Annotated in this window: 13 protein-coding genes; 7 read left to right on the top strand and 6 right to left on the bottom strand. The window is 48.3% G+C overall.

Features of this window, described 5'->3' with window-relative positions:
- Window positions 1-320: 320 nt before the first annotated feature.
- The 4 genes from F4X88_10565 to F4X88_10550 all read left to right on the top strand — a co-directional run bounded on the left by F4X88_10565 (window position 321) and on the right by F4X88_10550 (window position 6,607).
- Window positions 321-1,622, top strand: coding sequence for an FtsX-like permease family protein (locus tag F4X88_10565; GenBank protein MYA56728.1), 1,302 nt, complete (start codon window positions 321-323; stop codon window positions 1,620-1,622).
- 306 nt (window positions 1,623-1,928) lie between these two features.
- A complete protein-coding gene (locus tag F4X88_10560; GenBank protein MYA56727.1) occupies window positions 1,929-3,233 on the top strand; it encodes an FtsX-like permease family protein in 1,305 nt (434 codons plus the stop codon).
- Window positions 3,234-3,245: 12 nt separating this feature from the next.
- Complete coding sequence (locus F4X88_10555; protein ID MYA56726.1) at window positions 3,246-4,565, top strand: ABC transporter permease; 1,320 nt, start codon at window positions 3,246-3,248, stop codon at window positions 4,563-4,565.
- A gap of 158 nt (window positions 4,566-4,723) precedes the next feature.
- Entirely contained in the window at window positions 4,724-6,607 is a 1,884-nt protein-coding gene (locus F4X88_10550; protein MYA56725.1) for an HlyD family efflux transporter periplasmic adaptor subunit, read from the top strand.
- 42 nt (window positions 6,608-6,649) lie between these two features.
- Here the strand turns inward: F4X88_10550 and F4X88_10545 are convergent, their stop codons facing one another.
- The gene (locus tag F4X88_10545; GenBank protein ID MYA56724.1) at window positions 6,650-7,450 is read right to left on the bottom strand and encodes an MBL fold metallo-hydrolase; all 801 of its coding nucleotides are present in this window, start codon (window positions 7,448-7,450) and stop codon (window positions 6,650-6,652) included.
- 224 nt (window positions 7,451-7,674) lie between these two features.
- On the opposite strand from F4X88_10545, the gene F4X88_10540 reads away from it, so the two are divergent.
- A complete protein-coding gene (locus F4X88_10540; GenBank protein MYA56723.1) occupies window positions 7,675-8,430 on the top strand; it encodes a GNAT family N-acetyltransferase in 756 nt (251 codons plus the stop codon).
- Between the two features lie 139 nt (window positions 8,431-8,569).
- On the opposite strand, the gene F4X88_10535 is transcribed toward F4X88_10540, so the two are convergent.
- Window positions 8,570-9,832, bottom strand: coding sequence for a DegT/DnrJ/EryC1/StrS family aminotransferase (locus tag F4X88_10535; GenBank protein ID MYA56722.1), 1,263 nt, complete (start codon window positions 9,830-9,832; stop codon window positions 8,570-8,572).
- A 263-nt stretch (window positions 9,833-10,095) separates the two neighbouring features.
- Here F4X88_10535 and F4X88_10530 point away from each other — a divergent pair, with 263 nt between their 5' ends.
- Complete coding sequence (locus F4X88_10530; GenBank protein MYA56721.1) at window positions 10,096-10,869, top strand: hypothetical protein; 774 nt, start codon at window positions 10,096-10,098, stop codon at window positions 10,867-10,869.
- 341 nt (window positions 10,870-11,210) lie between these two features.
- Complete coding sequence (locus F4X88_10525) at window positions 11,211-11,675, top strand: hypothetical protein (GenBank protein ID MYA56720.1); 465 nt, start codon at window positions 11,211-11,213, stop codon at window positions 11,673-11,675.
- Between the two features lie 275 nt (window positions 11,676-11,950).
- Here the strand turns inward: F4X88_10525 and F4X88_10520 are convergent, their stop codons facing one another.
- From F4X88_10520 to F4X88_10505, 4 genes are all read right to left on the bottom strand, one after another.
- The gene (locus F4X88_10520) at window positions 11,951-12,898 is read right to left on the bottom strand and encodes a hypothetical protein (GenBank protein ID MYA56719.1); all 948 of its coding nucleotides are present in this window, start codon (window positions 12,896-12,898) and stop codon (window positions 11,951-11,953) included.
- Window positions 12,899-12,993: 95 nt separating this feature from the next.
- Window positions 12,994-13,206: a hypothetical protein gene (locus F4X88_10515; GenBank protein MYA56718.1), complete on the bottom strand. Its 213-nt coding sequence runs from the start codon at window positions 13,204-13,206 to the stop codon at window positions 12,994-12,996.
- Between the two features lie 23 nt (window positions 13,207-13,229).
- Complete coding sequence (locus tag F4X88_10510) at window positions 13,230-13,916, bottom strand: HAD family hydrolase (protein ID MYA56717.1); 687 nt, start codon at window positions 13,914-13,916, stop codon at window positions 13,230-13,232.
- Between the two features lie 24 nt (window positions 13,917-13,940).
- Window positions 13,941-18,236, bottom strand: a complete 4,296-nt coding sequence (locus F4X88_10505) for an AMP-binding protein (GenBank protein ID MYA56716.1) — start codon at window positions 18,234-18,236, stop codon at window positions 13,941-13,943.
- Window positions 18,237-18,357: the final 121 nt, after the last annotated feature.

Here is an 18,357-nt window from a genome sequence, read left to right as displayed (position 1 = left end):
CGACCTTCTGCTCCCAAAGCAGACGCGCTAGCCGGGCTGCGCTACGCCCCGAAAGTCCCTATAATACAAACTTGCCAACAACAAAAATGCTGTTAGCAACTACGAGTACACTATATACTTTCAGTGTTGTTTAAATTATACATCATCCGCTTGCATTTGTCAAATTATAATGAAAAATTCTTGTCTTTTTTGCTAACCTTTTTTGCCTTTTAAAATCTTTTTTATGAAACTTGTATAAACCTATTTACGATAATTATGTCAAACATTCCCAATAAACACTTGCTTTGACAACAAACACACAAAAAGGTTCAGGGGGAAACATGCGCTTCATTGAAGGGGTATCCATTGGAATCTCCGCGATTCGTTCAAATAAGATGCGCTCGCTGCTGACAATGCTTGGGATTATCATCGGTATCGCAGCCGTTCTCGCAATGATTGCTATCGGTGATGGGGCTAAGCAAATTGTGATAGAAGATGCACAAAAGATGGGTGGGGCAACCCGAATCACACTTTACCAAACATCCTACAAACGAGAAAATAACAGATGGGTCCGTATCCGTAGCAATGAATATATGGAATATGAAGATGTATTGGCGATTGAGGCAGAGTGCCCATCCGTGAGTGCTGTCACATCGAGAATCGCGGATTGGCGAGGTGTCCTGTTTCAGGGACCAGGCGGCACTGAAACCCGTGCTGGCTACAATGGCGTGGACGCTAACTATACAACCGCAATGGATTGGGACCTTAAAGAGGGACGCTTCATTACGGATGACGATGTCCAAAACGCAACAAAAATTTGTGTGCTCGGAGACGAACTCGCAACTGAGTTATTTGGCAATGAATCTCCCATAGGACAAGAGATTAAAATTGCCAGAAAGATTAGTTACCGCGATCAATGGGGAAGAAGAATGAGACGGCGATCCACTGAACGCCTCACCGTTGTTGGTACCCTCACTCCGAGAGGGACAAGTTTCCAGTTTGGGTGGAGTTACGATAATCTTGCCTTTATCCCTGTATCAACTGTCCAAGAACGTTTGACGGGTGATGATCGAGTTTGGAATATTATGGTCTTCGCGAATAGTGTTGACGTAATCCCGAAGGCGATTGAAGAGGTGAGAACCGTTATCAGAAAGCGGCACAAAAACCAGGACGACTTCATCAGAATTCGGGAGATGCGTGCAGGCATGGAACAGTTACAAAAAATTAGCAAGATGATCAAGATCGCATTAGGGAGTATTGCCGGGTTCTCGCTCCTCGTCGGCGGTATAGGCATTATGAATATGATGTTAGTCGCTGTCACGGAGCGGACCCGAGAAATCGGACTCCGGAAGGCACTGGGTGCCAAATCTTTAGATATCTTGGCTCAGTTTCTCATAGAGGCGGTGATAATGTGTGCCGTAGCCGGGGCAATCGGTATCGGGTTGGGGATTTTTGCTGGCGAAGGTATGGCGATGCTTGCTGTTAAAATTGCTAAAATTGTTCCGGAATGGCCCTCGGTTGTTTCTATGCAGTGGGTCATGATTTCGGTATCATTCTCTGCAGCGGTTGGTATCTTCTTTGGGATGTATCCTGCAATCAAAGCGTCCAGCCTCCCACCCGTCGAAGCATTACGCAAAGACTAAAAACTCGGTATCCAACCAACATCTGTCCCTATATGCGCGCTTTTTCAAGCGCGCCTTTCCTCATTAAATTCTCTATCACCATCCTGAAATCTTATCTGTTACCCCAAAACACATAACCAATAAACAATAAACCTATTTCATTTAATTGCGTCTAATAAAATAAGAATAGGTTCTATTTTGGTTAGGTGCTGCGATTTGGAAATCGTTCCTAAAAAAAGAAATTGCTACGAAAAAAATCGAACTTTATTCCCCTTTTTTTGTCTAACACATTAAGAATAGGAATACTTTATAAATTGGAGGCATGAAATGCGCATAGTTGAGGGGATATCTGTTGGTATTTCCGCAATTCGTAGCAATAAGTTGCGTTCTTTGTTGACGATGCTCGGCATTATTATCGGGGTTGCCTCAGTGCTCGCAATGATAGCCATCGGTGATGGTGCCAAGATGATTGTCCTGCAAGACGCACAGAAACTCGGTGGCGTGAACCAGTTTACGATGTACCGAAGCAGCCATAAGCGGGTAAACAATCGCTGGGTACCGAATCGGAGCAACGAGTATTTTGAATACGAAGATGTATTAGCCATTGAAGCGGAATGTCCATCTGTAAAGTTAGTCGTGCCGCGGATCCCAGAATGGCGAGGGGTGCTTGTCCAAGCCGCCGGCGGGGCAGAGCACCGCACAGGTTATAACGGCGTAAATGCATCATTCTCGGAAGCGATGGATTGGGGCATCCAGCAAGGCCGCTTTATTACAAACGAAGATATTGATAATGAAGCGAAAATTTGTGTGCTTGGGGCTGAAGTAACCGCCGCCCTATTTGGAAACGATTCTCCTGTAGGAAAAGAGATTAAAATCGGTAAAGGTCCCGGGGGGCGGTTCGATCGGTATGGCAGAAAAGACCAAAAACGAATAACCGAACGTTTCACCGTTGTCGGCACAATGGAAACCCGCGGACGCAGCCTCAGATTTGGCTGGAACTTGGATGACATGATATTCATCCCCCTTACCACAGCACAGGAACGTTTCACCGGTAACGATAGGATTGTAATGCTTTCCGTCCACGCGAATACTGTTGAAGAAGTCCCGCAAGCAATTGAAGAGGTGAAAACCGTCCTTAGAAAGATGCATCACGGGCAAGACGATTTCTTCTCAATCTGGGATATGCGGGAAGGCATGGCACAGTTGGACAAAATCAGCAAAGTCATAAAAATCGCATTGGGGAGTATCGCAGGATTTTCGTTACTTGTCGGTGGTATTGGGATTATGAACATGATGCTCGTGGCTGTCACAGAACGCACCCGCGAGATCGGTTTACGAAAAGCCATCGGGGCGAAGCGATTAGACATTCTGTTGCAGTTTTTAATAGAAGCCATTGCGATGTGTAGTGTAGGCGGTGCCCTGGGGGTTGTATTGGGTTTGTTTGCCGGCGAAGGGATGGCGATGCTCGCCGTCAACATCGTCCAGATCGTTCCCGAATGGCCCTCGGTTATCTCCACGGAATGGATATTGATTTCAGTATCATTTTCAGCGATAATTGGCATCTCTTTTGGGCTGTATCCAGCAATAAAAGCTTCTGGACTCTCACCAATTGAGGCACTTAGGGCTGATTAGGAGGCAATCCACATGAATTTGATGGAGTGTGTTATTTTAGGCATTTCCAGTCTACGGCGGAACCCGCTCCGCTCCGCACTGACAATTTTAGGGATTATCGTCGGTGTAGGGTCTGTTGTCAGTATGGTATCCGTCGGCGATGGCTCGAGTGCCATGGTCTTACGAGAAATTGAACGGACGGGCGGCACGAAAATGATCGAAATCTATAAAGATGACTGGGACAAACAGTCGGGAACCTTGAGCCGCGCCGCTGGATCAGCTGTGCGTGGAAGAAGCCGATGGCAAAGAAACCGCGCTGAAGATCTGGAAACCGAAGATGCGTTTGCAATCCTTGATAGAGCCAGAGGAATCGTCAATGTCGTCGCCGAAGATGATATGCCCGGTTGGACCGTGAATTATAAAGGACGCACAAAAGAATCTCGTATCGTCGCTTCAACCGCAGGATACGATCGTTCGCACAACTGGTACCCATCGGAGGGTAGATTCTTTACAGCCGAAGAAGTGGAAGAGGCGAGTAGTGTCGCTGTTATCGGTTCCAAGGTCGCCGAAGAGGTTTTTCTCGGCGAAGATCCCGTTGGAAAAGAGATTAAAGCCTCGCGTCAATCCTTCCGGTGGAGAGGTAGAAGTGGGCTTTATGAGGTGCGTCTGAAGGTCATCGGTGTCATGGAAGAGAAAGGCGATGCGATGGACACTTCTGGCTGGGATGACCGTTTTATTATTCCCATAACAACGCTTCAACAACGTTTTAAGGGCAGAGATGACATTGAACGCCTTCGCGTAGAAGCAGTTGACGTGGATACGATTCCAATCGCTATAGCCGACGCCAAACGGATCTTGGGAAGACAACATAACAATACAGGTGAAGAATATAACTATTGGACAGCTACAGAGGAGTTGGCAACTGCCAGAAAAGTGGGGTTAGTGATGAAAGCCCTGATGGGTGGTATTGCTGGCATCGCGCTGATGGTCGCGGGGATCGGCGTAATGAACATTATGCTTGTCTCTGTAACCGACAGGACGAAGGAAATCGGGCTGCGTAAAGCACTCGGCGCAACCCGTAACGACATCCTGGCACAGTTTCTGGTTGAAGCTGCCGTGCTGACCCTTGGCGGGGGTATTATCGGCGCAATTGCTGGTATATTCATGGGGCAAGGAACAGCTGCTCTTATTTCCAGGTTCGTCTGGGAAGGAAGCAATTGGCCCTCAGTGATTTCATTCGGAACGATGATTATCGCATTACTCGTTTCTGTGGCTATTGGTGTTTTCTTCGGGCTTTATCCGGCTAACAAAGCGGCGAAACTTACACCCGTTGAAGCACTCCGTTCCGATTAGTCTATTGGAGGATGGTTCTCGGTTCGCAGACTTCGTCTGCTTTCGCAGATGGGGAAGCCCATAAGGGCTTCATACCCGGGGAATGCCATAAGGCATTCATACCGTTGATTCTGATTCACCGCACCGATGACCAACAACTACTCTAGGAGGAATTACCCTTGAAGAAAGTGATTATTGCTGCTGCCGTTGTTTTGGTCCTCGTCGTTGCCATCGGTTGGGTCGTCCTGGGCCGCGGGAAAAACGGGACAGATCCATCTCTGGATAAAAAAATTGAAGTCGTTGAACGTGGCGATTTCCAAATGCGTATTAGCGCAACAGGCAACTTGGAACCGCTCATCGACGTAGAAATAAAATCCAACGTGGAAGGCGAAATCATTAAACTCCATGTTCAAAACAGCGATAGGGTTGAAAAGGGCCAAATATTGCTGGAACTGGATCCCGAACTCTATCAAGAAGGGAAAAAACAGGCACAAGCGGATGTCGCAGCTGCCAAAGCACAGGTCAGACAAGCAGAACTAAACATAGAACTCAAAAACGAGCGGCTTGACAGCGAACTCACGCAGGCGGATGCAGATCTGAAAATCGCTCAAGCCAACCTTGAGACCACTAAAGCCACAACGATAACACAAGTCAGTCAGGCAGAAACAAATGTTCAGACCACTAAGAACTCGCTTGCACAGGATACAATCGCCTTAGATCAAGCCGACATCGCGCTTGCACAGGCAAAAATTACGTTGTCTGAAAATGAAGCCTCCCTCAGATCTGCAAAGGTTTCCTTAGATAACGCCAAATCAGAACTCGATCGTAACACGGAACTCTTTGATAAGGGACTGGTTTCCAAAAAGGCATTAGAGGACGCCCAAGCCCAGCACGCCAACGCTGAAGTCCAACACGAAAATGCCATAACACGGGTAGACTCACAGAAACAATCGATCACATCGCAAGAGCGAACGATCAATACACGCGAGACTGCCATCGTAACACGTGAGGCAATATTGGCGAACGAGGAACGAAACCTCGAAAACCTGAAAAAAATGCGGCAGAAGTCAGAGGAGGAAGCACAACTCCGTGTCGACAATTCCGAAACTCGGTTACAAGAACTCATATCGACTTTCGACAATGAAAAATTGCTAACCCAGCAATCCAGGGTCAGTGCTGAAGCAAATAAACTGCGTAGGGAAAGTAATCTAAAAAATGAAGAAGAACGGCTTGATTGGACCACAATCAGGGCACCTATGGCGGGAATTGTTACGCTCCTTGAACTCGAAGAGGGGGAAATCGTGACGTCTGGACGTTCTGCCTTCTCGCAGAGTCCGCCCATTATGACGATTGTGGATCCTTCCAAAATGGTCGTCAAAACCTTCATCAACGAAGTCGATATGGAGCGTCTCCGTCTCGACCACCGCGCAGAAATCAAGGTAGATGCCTACCAAACAAAAACATACGACGGAACAGTCTATGAAATTTCGCCCAGCGGGGCGGAACAGGATAACATCATTTCATTTGAGGTGATGATAGAAGTTAGTGGGTCCCCAGAGGAACTGCGTCCGGGCATGAGCGCAGATGTCGATATCATTACCTATGAAGAAAAAGGGGTGCTCCTACTACCGATTGATGCCCTTATAAATGAGCCTTCGGCGACTGTCACCGCGCAAGTTGATAATACCAAACCCTACAAGGTAAATCAGCCGATTGAAGTCCAGACTGTCAGTGAAAAGATTTTCAGGGGCACTGTGGCAAATGTGGGTTCCAACGATGTTACCATTAGTCTTGATAGTTCCCAACGCGGTATTCGTCCGGGACCAACAACGCTATCTCTTTTGGTGAAAGGTAAAAAGCAAGCAGACGGTATACGCGCCACGATTAATATGTCGAAGGGAAAAGCCGTTATGCTCGATGATGGTAGCAGCAAAGGCACACGCACAGAGGTTGAAACCGGTATGCAGAACGAAACACACGTGATCGTCAAAAGCGGACTCAAGGCAAACGACCGCGTTATTCTGCAGCAACGGAAACCGCCACAAGGTGGGTTCGGTAGATAGAGAACACTGGCTGTTGCCTCGGTCTTCGGATCGAGGCACATACTATAGCTGAATTACCTGTCCATCATACGCGAGATAGGCATCGTCTGGGAGTTCAATGTCCATCTCTTTACACTGCTCCGGAAAATACCGATGATCCAGTCGGTGCATAATATGCGTGAAGTAGGTCTTCCTCGGTTTTAAAGCCGCACTGATTTCCAATGCTTCACCGACTGAAAGATGCGTTGGATGTCTCGGATTGAAACTGAGCGCGTCAATCACCAGCACGTCAACCCCATTCAGTAGGTCTTGCGACGCCTTCGGCAATCGCTTCACATCTGGTAGGTATCCGAAGTCGTCGATTCGATAGCCATAAGTCGGAACGTTCCCGTGTTCAACTGGAATTGGCATAATATCGAATCCATGCAACGCCAGTCGTTCCTTTTCTTCAATCACATTCGGTAGTAGATGTCCGACACCACCACCTTGGAACGTCTCCTTTGTAAACATATAATCGAAGTTGCGTTGTAGGATACCAATCGTCTGCTCAGGACCGTAGATGGGCATATCCATTTGCTGTTTTCGGCACGGCATCACAATGTCGTTCGTTCCACTGACATGATCGGCATGCGAGTGTGTGAAGATAACGGCATCTATCCGCTCAATCCGGTTCCGAACGATCTGATCCATGAAATTGGGACCGAGGTCGAATTGGAGGTGCTTCCCCTCTTTTTCGATATGGATTGATGAACGAGTCCGGTAGTTTTTTGAGTTGACATCCCGCGCGTCTTGGCAGGTTTCGCAGTTGCATTGATACTCAGGAACGCCTGTTGAGGTGCCTGAACCTAAAATCGTAACTTTCATCTTTTAATTTATTACTCCTGGGCGTTGCTCCAAATGTAAAGCAAAGACAAATTATGCCATTTAAGGAGAACCTAATTTCATTACGCAACGATCTCCGGTGAAGTCAGAAACCTTTGAACCCCTAGACCCGGTTGGAATTAACTAAGAACCACTGCGAAACATTGTCCTGTAAACCTCTATAAGCTTGCACAGGGAGCAGTGACCAGATTCCCATAGTTAAAAAAATGATTAAACTTACGTTCCAAGAATGTTTTGTGCTGGCGGATCGCCTCGGGGACACCCCCATGACGGTTATTTCCGCGTCCCGCTTGAAGCAGGGGATGTGCGATGCTTACATTGCTGGCAGCCTGCCGGATGTCAACGCAGCGCTCGTCTTCGACGCGTTTTGTGCAGACGAACCCTGTGGGTTCGGCACTGATGCCGAGGCGTTATGGCAACTTTTAAAAGAGACCCACGGATGGGGGTGTGTCAACGTCGAGAGCACCTGCGCTGCATCTCTCGGGGCACTTATTGAAGCCGACAGGGGCACATCCATCCGTTATTATGGTGATGTCTGTCATGCCCTTTTGGAGCCTGTCCATTGCTATTCAAACGAGGCAGTTCGTCTTCTAACATTAGAAGATACTGTGCGTCTGGCAAAGGCTCCGTCGGAAGTCCAGGGAAACGGTTACAAAACGCACGAAGCACTGCTAACAAACGGGATCGCCGCGGGAGCCGTTGTGGATGGTAATATCGTCGCCATCGCGCATACCTATGCGGAGACTGACCTACATGCCGACATCGGTGTTTCGACAGTCGAGCAGTGGCGTGGAAAAGGGTTTGCGACCGCTGCGGCATTCCTCGTCGCTCGAGAGATTCAGGCAAAAGGGAAAGTACCGGCTTGGAGTTGTGGTGAAGACAACGCCGCTTCACTTCGCGTGGCACAGAAACTCGGTTTCACTGAAGTCGGGCGCCGCACCTATGTCATCCCTATTTTCTAACGACTCTTTAACCCTTTGCTTCTGAGTTGATCTTCTGTTATTACGGAAGTATTCCAATCGTTAAGAGACCTTTGATGACCCCGGAGCGGTTGGAATTAACCGAAAACCATCGTGGAACGAAGTGGAACGATGCCCAGATTTAATCGTTAAAAAAATCGTCCACTTTGTTAATTGCGGCTGCCATCAACCGCGCATGCTCCTCTTGCATATTCACGTTAAACCCAAATCGCAACGCACGACCGAGGATGGATAACGTCTGTGGACACATATCCCGCGAGTACTCAACATCTCCTGTGTAGCGTGGATCTTTCCACGGATATCCAGAAGCGTCGGGCGAATGCTTGAAGAGAATAGAATCCCAATAGGTATAGATATGCCGATCGGGGAAACCTTCGTTGTAAGCCGTGCCGGCGTTCAGCCCCTCACCTTTGAGCGCTTCGGCGTATTTTTTCGCGAGTTCCACATCACGCACAATAATCGCGGCACTAATACCACACTCACCGGTCGGATCATCTACATGTTGACGGATATAACCTTTCGGTGTCTCAGCGAGTTCCGCGGTAAACGCTTTTTTCAGTCTGCGCGTGTGTCCTAAGATGTCCTCTAATTTTGAAAGCTGCACGCGTGCGATCGCCCCCAAAATTTCACTCGTTCGGTAACACTGCCGAGAAAAAGGTTTGTTCTTCCATTCAGAATCACTCATCCACATCGGTAAACCCGGTTCCGCTGCGAAGGCTGCGCGCTCATAGGTGTCGTAGTCATCGCTAAAGACGAGCCCACCTTCACCGCAAGAGATGACTTTGTAGTAGTTAAGACTCCACGCACCTGCGTGTCCCCACGTTCCAGCGTATTTCCCTTTATACTGTCCGCCGACACACTGACAGCAATCCTCAACAACAAAGAGGTTGTGCTTCTGCGCGAGTTCGACAATCGCCTCAAGTCGGCCCGGGACACCTTGCATGTGGACCGGTAAGATAGCTTTCGTATGGGGTGTAATTTTTCGTTCCACATCGGCAATATCTAAACCGAGCGAATCGTCGATTTCCGCTATGACTGGAATCGCACCCACACCGACAATCGCAGCGGCAGTGGCGATAAAAGTGTAGCCCGGAACAATCACCTCGTCTCCCGGGCCGACACCGAGCCCAGTCAGTGCGCAGATGATTGCGGAGGTCCCGGAGTTCACCATCAACGCGTGTTTCGTCCCAAGGTACGCCGCTGCCTCCTTCTCAAAACTGGCTACATTGGAATCCTCAACGAATCGAAAAAGTTTTCCACTGCGCAAGACCTCTGTCACAGCATTGATCTCACGCGCATCTATCACACTGGGCCCGTGCATTCCGCCGGGTACAGAATCGGCAATAACGGGGGTTCCGCCATCTATTGCTAAACGTGCTGGCATCTTTTATCCTCCACAAATCTTAGGACGTAGTTTGCAAACTCACAAAGGAAAATGCGATATATGGTGATACTTTATCAGAAGCATCTGTTTTTGTCAATTATTCTTTTACAACATGCCAGAGCCATTCAATTCTCCCGTAGGAGGGAACTCTGATTCCCGACCTCTTCTGTAGGAGCGAGCTGTGCTCGCGATACTAACTCAGCGCGGATATGAAATTTGTATCCCCGATGCACCCTTTGCCATCAAACCGGTGTCTTTAACTTATAAAGAGGGGTAAGGAGGCTCTCACGTTAAAATGGCAAGAAATACATTACGTGGCGATTACGGTGAAATCATCGGCGACAGTCCACAGATGTTTGAAGTTCTACAACAAATTCGGTAAGTTTGAAAGGGCGCATAACGGAACGCTGTTCCTTGATGAAATCTCGGAGATGCCGCTTTCACTGCAACCGAAGTTGTTACATGCGATTGAGGCAAAGGAGATTGAACGCATCGGTGGCGAAAAATCCATTCCAGTGGATGTCCGAATTTTAACCGCTACCAATAGAGATATCCTGCAAGCCGTTAGAGATGGATTCTTTCGTGAGGATATCTACTATCGGTTGGAGGTTGCCTCTATTTCCCTGCCGCCGCTGGCAGGACGACAGGCGGATATTGAACCGTTAGTAGCACACTTTCTGAAAAAACATCGCGGGTCCTATGAATCGGAAGTTCCACAAATTGCTCCAAGTGCATGGGTTCTCCTCAAAAGCTATCCGTGGCCCGGAAATGTGCGGGAGTTGGAAAATGTGATTGAACGTGCCGCTTACCTCATTGATGGGCAGACGCTTTTACTGGAACATCTACCCGAAAAACTTCGGACGTATCAAAACCGTCTTGTGGATATCCCTGAAAGACCGTATCTCTCTGAAAATGGTCAGAGCCTTGACATTCCACTCGGCGTGACACTTAAAGTGGCGACAGAAATGTTCGTCTGTCAAGTGTTAGCACGGTTTGACGGAAACCGGACAGAAACTGCGGCATCATTTTTGATGTGAAGTGTAGTGAATAGCACCGATAGCCGCAAGATGTTCAGCGTTTTTTTCGGATACGCACGTCGGTGCTTGACACTGATCAGCGACACCGCAAAAAACGCCAGCCCCTGTCTTTTTAAGTTAGAGTTTGTTTCACTTATAACTTTAGGATATTTACCCTATTTAATCAACTTTTTTGGCGAAGGTATTGGTATATAGAAAGGAAAAAATACACGCACATTGGAGCCTTCGCTGTCAGTGGTCGGACATTTTATGCTGAATACAAGTGGAGGCTTTTTAAATGGAAACCCGGCGATCCCGAATGGACAGACACAGGACTTGTTGATATCGATATTCTATCTGCAGTGGCTGTTTCCGACAAAATCGTCTATTTCGGTAGTTCAAATGGAAAATTGTTCCAATCCCTTGACAGCGGAGACTCCTGGAAAGACATCACCTCAACGCTGCCGATCCCCTTTGCGCATTTCAAGGACATGACCTTCGCAGGTTCAGCGATTTGTATCGCAACCGACACAGGTGTCCTCATCTCACATACTGGAGAACACTGGCGGGTCATCACCGATAAAAACCGAACTCATACCGTCATAGACAAATTCGCCGTAGACGGCACGACACTCTACGGTGTCGGTGATAGCGGGGCATATCGCTTAGACCCGCACAGCAGGTGGGAACTGCTTTCTTCAGACGTTCCCAAGAGTCCTATTGCCTCTCTCGTTATCAGTAATGGTCGACTTTACGCCGGAACCTACGATCGCGGCATGTTCCACATCTCGCTTGAGAAGCAAATGGATATAGCCAACTCGTTCTGATAACCGATTTCAAATTTTTCCCCATTATGCACCCTTTCGGACAGAAAACGTGTCTTTAATTATAAAAGGTAGCGTGTGTAGATACCATATTTACTAAAGTTTGGACAATTTGTGTGTTCTTCATAAACACACCGACTTATGGGGGAGGCTCCCAAATTGCCCGGCATCCTCCCCCCGCCTTCGTACCCAACGCCTTCCTCCACCACATCCTCTGACAACTGATAACCCGCGACTATTTGAATGTATACGTAATTAGAGGACTACCATAAAGCATCCTACCTACGCCACCACCTCTTTTTATCTTGATACCTCGCAAGCAGTTTTGAAATCTCCCTCGCCTTTTTGTCCAAACGCAATACCGTCTCGCACGCTTCGATCACTTTCTGTTTAATATTCTCATCTTGGGTAGCCTGATAGGCGTGGTGGTAACTTTGTGCGACAGCGGAATGGTACGCCACGAGGTCTATGCCTTGAGGAACTTCGGTCGGAAGTTGTGCAAGCATCCCAACTGCCGCGTCCCATGCCTCTGCTTCGGCGTAACAGATAACCTGTTGGTAGCGTAGATGGTCTTGTGACGGATTTAACCAATACGCCTGCTCATAACACGTCCCCGCTTCCGGGTAAGCTGCATTGGCGACGTGCAGCTGCGCAAGCTCCGTATAAAAAACAAAGAGTCCGCTCTCTGCTATTGTGTAAAGTGAGACGCCAGTGCTGACGAGCCAATCTCTCTCCAAAAGGAAATCAATCGCTGAGTTCCGCTCCTCCTCTGTGATTTGGATATCGGTGAGGAGATGCTTTGCGACAGCAGCGTTCGGAAATATCTTGGTGCGGCTCTTCAGTAACGGATACGCCTGAACCGCTTTGTCCATCGTGATGAGCTTAATCCCCGTCGCAATACGGAAGAGCGATACAATCTGATCGCTATTTTTACGGGACATCTCCTCAGCGATCACCTCCCGATTCTCTGAAAAATGCTGGTTGAGTTCCTCAATCGCATCGCGAATCTCAGTGTCGCTTGGCGCGAGTTGATGTGCTTTCGCTAAAAACCGTTGCGCCGTGAAGAGTTCTCTCCACGTCCGATAAATTGTTCCGAGTCGAAAATTAGCGAGTGCGAGCGTTGACGTATCATCTGTTGTGTTGAGGATGCTATCGTAGGCTTGGATGGCTTCGGCAAGCTTACCTTCGCTTTCCAACGCTTGCGCATCGGTGATTGTGTCTGACATAAGGAGGGCTGTTCCTTAAGCGTTGCTTGAATTTTTATCGAACGCTTTAAATTTCATCGTAGTAGCTATGATTGGTATGGTGAGGAAGACACCCTTTATGCATTGGGTTCCGAAACCCATTCCTCTGTCGCTTCGGCGAATTCTTTGGATAACTCCTCAGAAATTGTCTGCTCCAAGAGCTCAATCAGATCCTCACGGAATTTAACCCAATCGTCACCGCGACGGGTAAACCGGTGCCTATCCCCAATTTCAACAAACATCGTGTCGTTTGGTTCAGACAGGGACTCAAAATAACGTCTAATGTTCATAATTACTCTCCTTTTGTTTTTTATTATAACCATTCATGCATTTCCCAACCAGATGCGAGTGCTTTCTCACGGAGTGCTTTTCCCGGATTCACAACGACCGGATTCCCAACACATTCCAACATAGGCAGATCGGATTGACTGTCGCCGTAAGCGTAGCTGTCTTTCAATGAAATGCCGTGTCGTTCAGAGTAGGCTTGCATTGCCTTTGCTTTCTCTTCCCCAATGAGGGGCACGGTTGTCAATTCACCCGTGAACTGTTCGTTCTGTTCGTGAAGTTGTGGTGCCAATACAGAATCAACATTGAGGAAGTCCGCTATCGGCTGGACAATGAAATCAAGCGAACCCGTTACGAAAACGACGGGAGTGCCTTGCTCCTTGTGTTCCTGAATTTGGGCTATCGCGGCAGGGAAGATCTTCGGACGCAGGTAAGCCTCGAACATTTCGATAGACAATTCCTTGATCTCGTCGACATTCATCCCGCGATAGTTACGATAAAATGTCTCATTGAAGCGGGGACGACTGATCCTATCCAAAATTAAGTAGTAGACAATTTTGGGTAGAAATCCAACGAGCCACAGATACTTTAAAAGGAATGGCGTTTCTTTGAACCGCATCCAGATATAGTAATGGACAATCGTGGACTTCAACAAAGTGCCATCCACATCAAAAAATGCCACTGTTTTTAAAAGTTTCGGGTTCGGATCTGACATAGTAACGTCCTAAGAACCTTCCTGTTATCTCAGCATGGCTCCAAGTTTAGCAACTCGATTTTGTGCCAATTCCAAAAATTCCTGGTATCTGTCGGGATTGATCGGCGTTTTGTCCTGCGGTCCCCAATCCTCCGGCGGGAAGGTAAACGGTTCACCAAAAACGATACGCACAGGATGTTTCTTAGGTAAGTTCTGTCCCTTCGGTAACGCGTGGTAGGTTCCGTCAATATAAGCCGGTATAACCGGGACGTTAGGCGTATAGATGAGCAAACTAAGCACACCCGGTTTGAAAGGTTGAAGTTTACCATCAAGGGAACGTGTCCCTTCAGGAAAGATGAGCAAGCCGTTATTTTCTGACATCACCTCGTTCGCTGCCCTGAGATCCTGTAGAAACTCAGTAAAATTCCCCTCCCGTTCTATCGGCAGCGCGTTAAGGCACGTCCCAGCAAACCAACCTTGAAAACGGGTCGCGAACCAGTAATCTCGGGCAGCGAGCGTCCAGAGTCGGTACGCCTTCGTTCCGAGCGCAGTAATCACCGTTAAAGTATCAAGGTGACTTGTGTGATTCGGCATAATAATATAGGGTTTATCCTGTGGAATATGCTCAAGCCCGTAGCATTTCAATGAAAAATAGTTCCGATAGATGCCGGTAATCACGGTGCGAAACGCACGGGCATACCACCGAGGCACCTGCCTGAACTCAGGCTTTCCGACCTCGCGAGGCTTCTCTTTCTCTCTTGCGATGTCCGTGGGAAACGTCTCGATTAATGTGACAACATCACCGACCGTCTCTAAATTGGCGAGTAACGCATCAGGAATTGTTTCACCCAGTCTGGATTCAAGGACCAGTAGAAGATCGAGGCGCGTGAGTGAATCAAGCCCTAAGTCGGTATCTAAACGGCTCTCCCGCTGAATTTGGTGTGCCGGCATGCGTGCCAATCGTGCGAGGGTAGAGAGGATTTCTTCTGGTATGTCCGATCTGGGTGCAGCACTATCTACATCCGCGCTGGGATTCTCCTGAAGGTCTGCCATACTTTTAATATGCGCCTCCAAGCTACACCTTAGACGTTGTCGATCTATCTCCCCATCCGCAGTCTTTGGTAGGGGATCGTTCCAGAAGTGAGATTTGTGGAATTGTTGGTAACTCGGTAGCTGCTTTGCTCGCGCCTGAAGGTAGTGCTGAATTTCCGTTTGCGTTTCCTCGTCGGGAGTTGTCGGCACAATCACGGCATGTATACCCATATCCGACCCGTCTTCATGCGGAATGCCGAGGACACACATTTCAGAAATGGTTTCCGAACTGTCTCGATAGAGTGCCTCCAATTCAACGGGATAGACATTCTTTCCAGATGCGGGAACGATAATGTCCTTGCAATGTCCAGTGAGATAGAGGTAGCCATCCGCGTCCATGTAGCCCAAATCGCCTGTGTAGAGCCATCCGTTGCGAATAGCCTTTTCTGTAGCATCCGCGTTCTGATAGTAGCCCTTCATCGTACTCGGTCCCTTAGCGATGATCTCCCCGATACCATCACTGCCCGGATTCTTGATTTGAAGTTCCACGCCTTCTACCGCTGGTCCTACCGAACCCCGCTTACTTTTTAGATATGGATTGACACTGAGAACGGGTGCTGTTTCAGTCATTCCGTAGCCTTGGTAAAGGGTCATACCGAATTTTTGAAATCCGTCGTAGATCGCATCGGAAAGCGAGGCACCACCACTAACGAGGACGCGTATTTCACCCCCCATGACCGCTTGTGCTTTTTTTGCCAATGTCTCACCCGGTGTATCTGCTCGCGATGCTTGTCGTTCAATTGTGCTTTGAAGCATCTGAAAAAGGCGTGGAACGCCAATAAAAGCCGTCGTCTTTGCCTCACGCATTGTCTTCAGAAGTGTTGTAGGACGAAGGGCATTGACGTAAGTCGCCGTCGTGCCGCTGTAAAGTGCCATCAGTAAACTACAGGAGAAACTCAAGGCATGATACAATGGAAGTGCTGACAGGATCCGCTCGGTGTCTGTCGGTGGGAGGGCTTTTGCCACTGCTTGGACATTGGAAATAAAGCCGCCGTGCGTGAGCATCGCACCTTTCGCTTCAACAGTAGTTCCCATTGTAAAGATAATCGAAGCAACGGTGTCTGGAGAGACGTCTACATTCGGAAAATCGGCAGGAATCTCGGTGGTTGGGGCTTCGTGCACCCTGGCATCGGAAACTCCCACAATTTCACAGTTCTTATTGATGTTTTGTAACATCGTCTCTGGCGTTGATAGGATTTCCGCATCCGATTTTTCTAATACGCTTTCGGAGGCTAAAATCGATTTCGCAGTAGTGAACTTGGCGATTGCCAAAATTTCATGGGCGGGTGTTTGCGCGTCAAGCGGAACAACAGCGATACCTATTTGGATAGCTGCAAGGTAAGCGATACACCATTCGGGCTGGTTTTCAGAAACTAATATCACGCGATCGTCTTTTCGCAAACCGCTTTTCCAGAGCTGCCACGCGACTTGGCGCGACAAGGTATACGTCTCCGCGTATGTATACACTTCCCATCCGCTTTCGTTTGCCATCTGCAGCGCGATTCTATCTGGGATTCGCGCGGCTTGCATTTTAATCAGGTCTACGATCGTTTTGGGGGCAATCCGTTTGAGGGCAGTCGCGGACTCCTCGGACTCGTCTTGCGAATTCGCTTTCTCCTGTTTGGCAGAGGAAGATGCTTCTGTATCGTTCGCTGTGTTATTTTCAATCTTCAACACATGTCTCTTTATGCCAGGGATATGGATCTCTTGGAAATATCGCTTCCAATGGATCCTTGAAACATCGAAGTTAAAACGCTGCTGTTCTGTCGGTGAAAGCGCCTCGTAAAGCCCTTGGGTTTTCTCGGTCTCAAATTCAAAGTTAGTCCGCGTGTAAGGGGCATAGATTCTGATGTAATGCAGGAGTGCTTTGATACCGCTCTGCTTCAGGACAAGGTGACGGCGTTTCCGCTTAGCCGCACGTATCGGAAGTTTGCCAAGGGTCTGAACGGCAAGATCGACCAGACGCATACGACTATCCAATTTTCGCTGAAATTCCGCTAAGCTCGGATATTTCCAAATTGGGACCGCAACCGGTTTTCCGTCCTCTACCATTGGATATTTCATAAAATATTCGTAGGTTGCTTCAAAGATACCTCGAAAATAGAGCGGATTCTGCGTCCCTGTCGCGACATGATACACTTCAAGACCGCGGCGCTTTGCAGTCGCCTCAGCAGCTGCCAAGATAGCATTCACTACAAAATCGACAGGGATAATATCGAGGATTATGTCTGGATCTGCCGGGAAATCCGGGAGTCGTCCTTTCCCAAAACCCACGATCAGAGGTTCGCACATCCGAAATCCGCCGAGCCATCCGGGTTCAGGCTCATCAAAACTACTCTCAATAATTGAGGGACGCACGATAGCAGTGGGCAGTTCGCCGCGCAATTCCATAACCATCTGCTCAGCGAGGAATTTCATATAGGTGTAAGTATCGTTCCATCCGCGCGAACGAGCGTGCTTCAACCCTTCCTCAACCAAGCGTTCCTCAAGCCATTCTGCCTTCAACTCCTCGATCTGTGCCGCAAGTCCCTTACGCGTTCCTTTTATTTGTGCCTCCGCTTCTTGCTGAAGGTTAACGAGAGTTTCAGGCGATTCGGCTTCAGCACGGATAGCAGCACTCAGGGAAAGCAACCCTTCGATCTCCTCGGAGAGCGTTTCAGGGATAGGCATGCCAGTTTTTTCGCGGTGTTGTCTTGCGTAGTGTGCGTATGCCAATGGAAGTTCTTCAGGCACGCGTCCCGGTTTGTCGCCGCAAACGTAGGCTGTTGAGATGTGGAGAAACACAGCATCCGGGCAACCCTTGGCAAAGTTGACGACATGTTTGGCAGCGAGGGCATTCCCCCACAAAGAATCATCGAAAGGTGGATCAAAATCTACAAGGCCCGCGATATTGATAAAAACCTGGACTTCGTTCTGGAGTCTTTGGTATTCCGCATCGCTGAATCCAAGACGCTCGTGCGTGAGATCACCCTCAACAGCTGTCAATTTCTGCTGCGCCCATGCATCAAAATTGTCGCCGTGTAGCCGACGAAGGGAAGCAAAAACGTCGGAAGTGAGAAGCTCATTTTCTAAACGTTCTTGAGCGGAAGTGTGTTTTCCAGTTGTATCCGTGCGACTTCGAATGAGAAGATAAATCTTTTGAATATCGGGAAGGGCAGTTAAAATTTTTGCGACCATCGGTTGCCCCAAAAATGCGGTGCCACCAGTAATAAGCAGAACTTTTCCCCGAAAAAAATCAGTGATTGACATAATTCTCTTTTCTGTGTCATGATAGATATGTGAACGTTTTTAATTGTGCCTTGCGGATGAATAACGCTGGTTTCGACTTTGACGTGCCATTCTCACGAGCCGCCCGCGTGTTTTTGCGAAT

The organism is Candidatus Poribacteria bacterium (assembly GCA_009839745.1).
Lineage (GTDB): Bacteria > Poribacteria > WGA-4E > WGA-4E > WGA-3G > WGA-3G.
Note: the sequence above shows the minus strand (reverse complement) of the source record. Positions and strands in the feature narration are given on the sequence as shown.

Bases quoted from the DNA above. Each gene is read 5' to 3' on its own strand.
- F4X88_10565 (MYA56728.1), top strand. From the start codon at position 321: ATGCGCTTCATTGAAGGGGTATCCATTGGAATCTCCGCGATTCGTTCA.
- F4X88_10560 (MYA56727.1), top strand. From the start codon at position 1,929: ATGCGCATAGTTGAGGGGATATCTGTTGGTATTTCCGCAATTCGTAGC.
- F4X88_10555 (MYA56726.1), top strand. From the start codon at position 3,246: ATGAATTTGATGGAGTGTGTTATTTTAGGCATTTCCAGTCTACGGCGG.
- F4X88_10545 (MYA56724.1), bottom strand. From the start codon at position 7,450: ATGAAAGTTACGATTTTAGGTTCAGGCACCTCAACAGGCGTTCCTGAG.
- F4X88_10540 (MYA56723.1), top strand. From the start codon at position 7,675: ATGATTAAACTTACGTTCCAAGAATGTTTTGTGCTGGCGGATCGCCTC.
- F4X88_10535 (MYA56722.1), bottom strand. From the start codon at position 9,832: ATGCCAGCACGTTTAGCAATAGATGGCGGAACCCCCGTTATTGCCGAT.
- F4X88_10520 (MYA56719.1), bottom strand. From the start codon at position 12,898: ATGTCAGACACAATCACCGATGCGCAAGCGTTGGAAAGCGAAGGTAAG.
- F4X88_10515 (MYA56718.1), bottom strand. From the start codon at position 13,206: ATGAACATTAGACGTTATTTTGAGTCCCTGTCTGAACCAAACGACACG.
- F4X88_10510 (MYA56717.1), bottom strand. From the start codon at position 13,916: ATGTCAGATCCGAACCCGAAACTTTTAAAAACAGTGGCATTTTTTGAT.
- F4X88_10505 (MYA56716.1), bottom strand. From the start codon at position 18,236: ATGTCAATCACTGATTTTTTTCGGGGAAAAGTTCTGCTTATTACTGGT.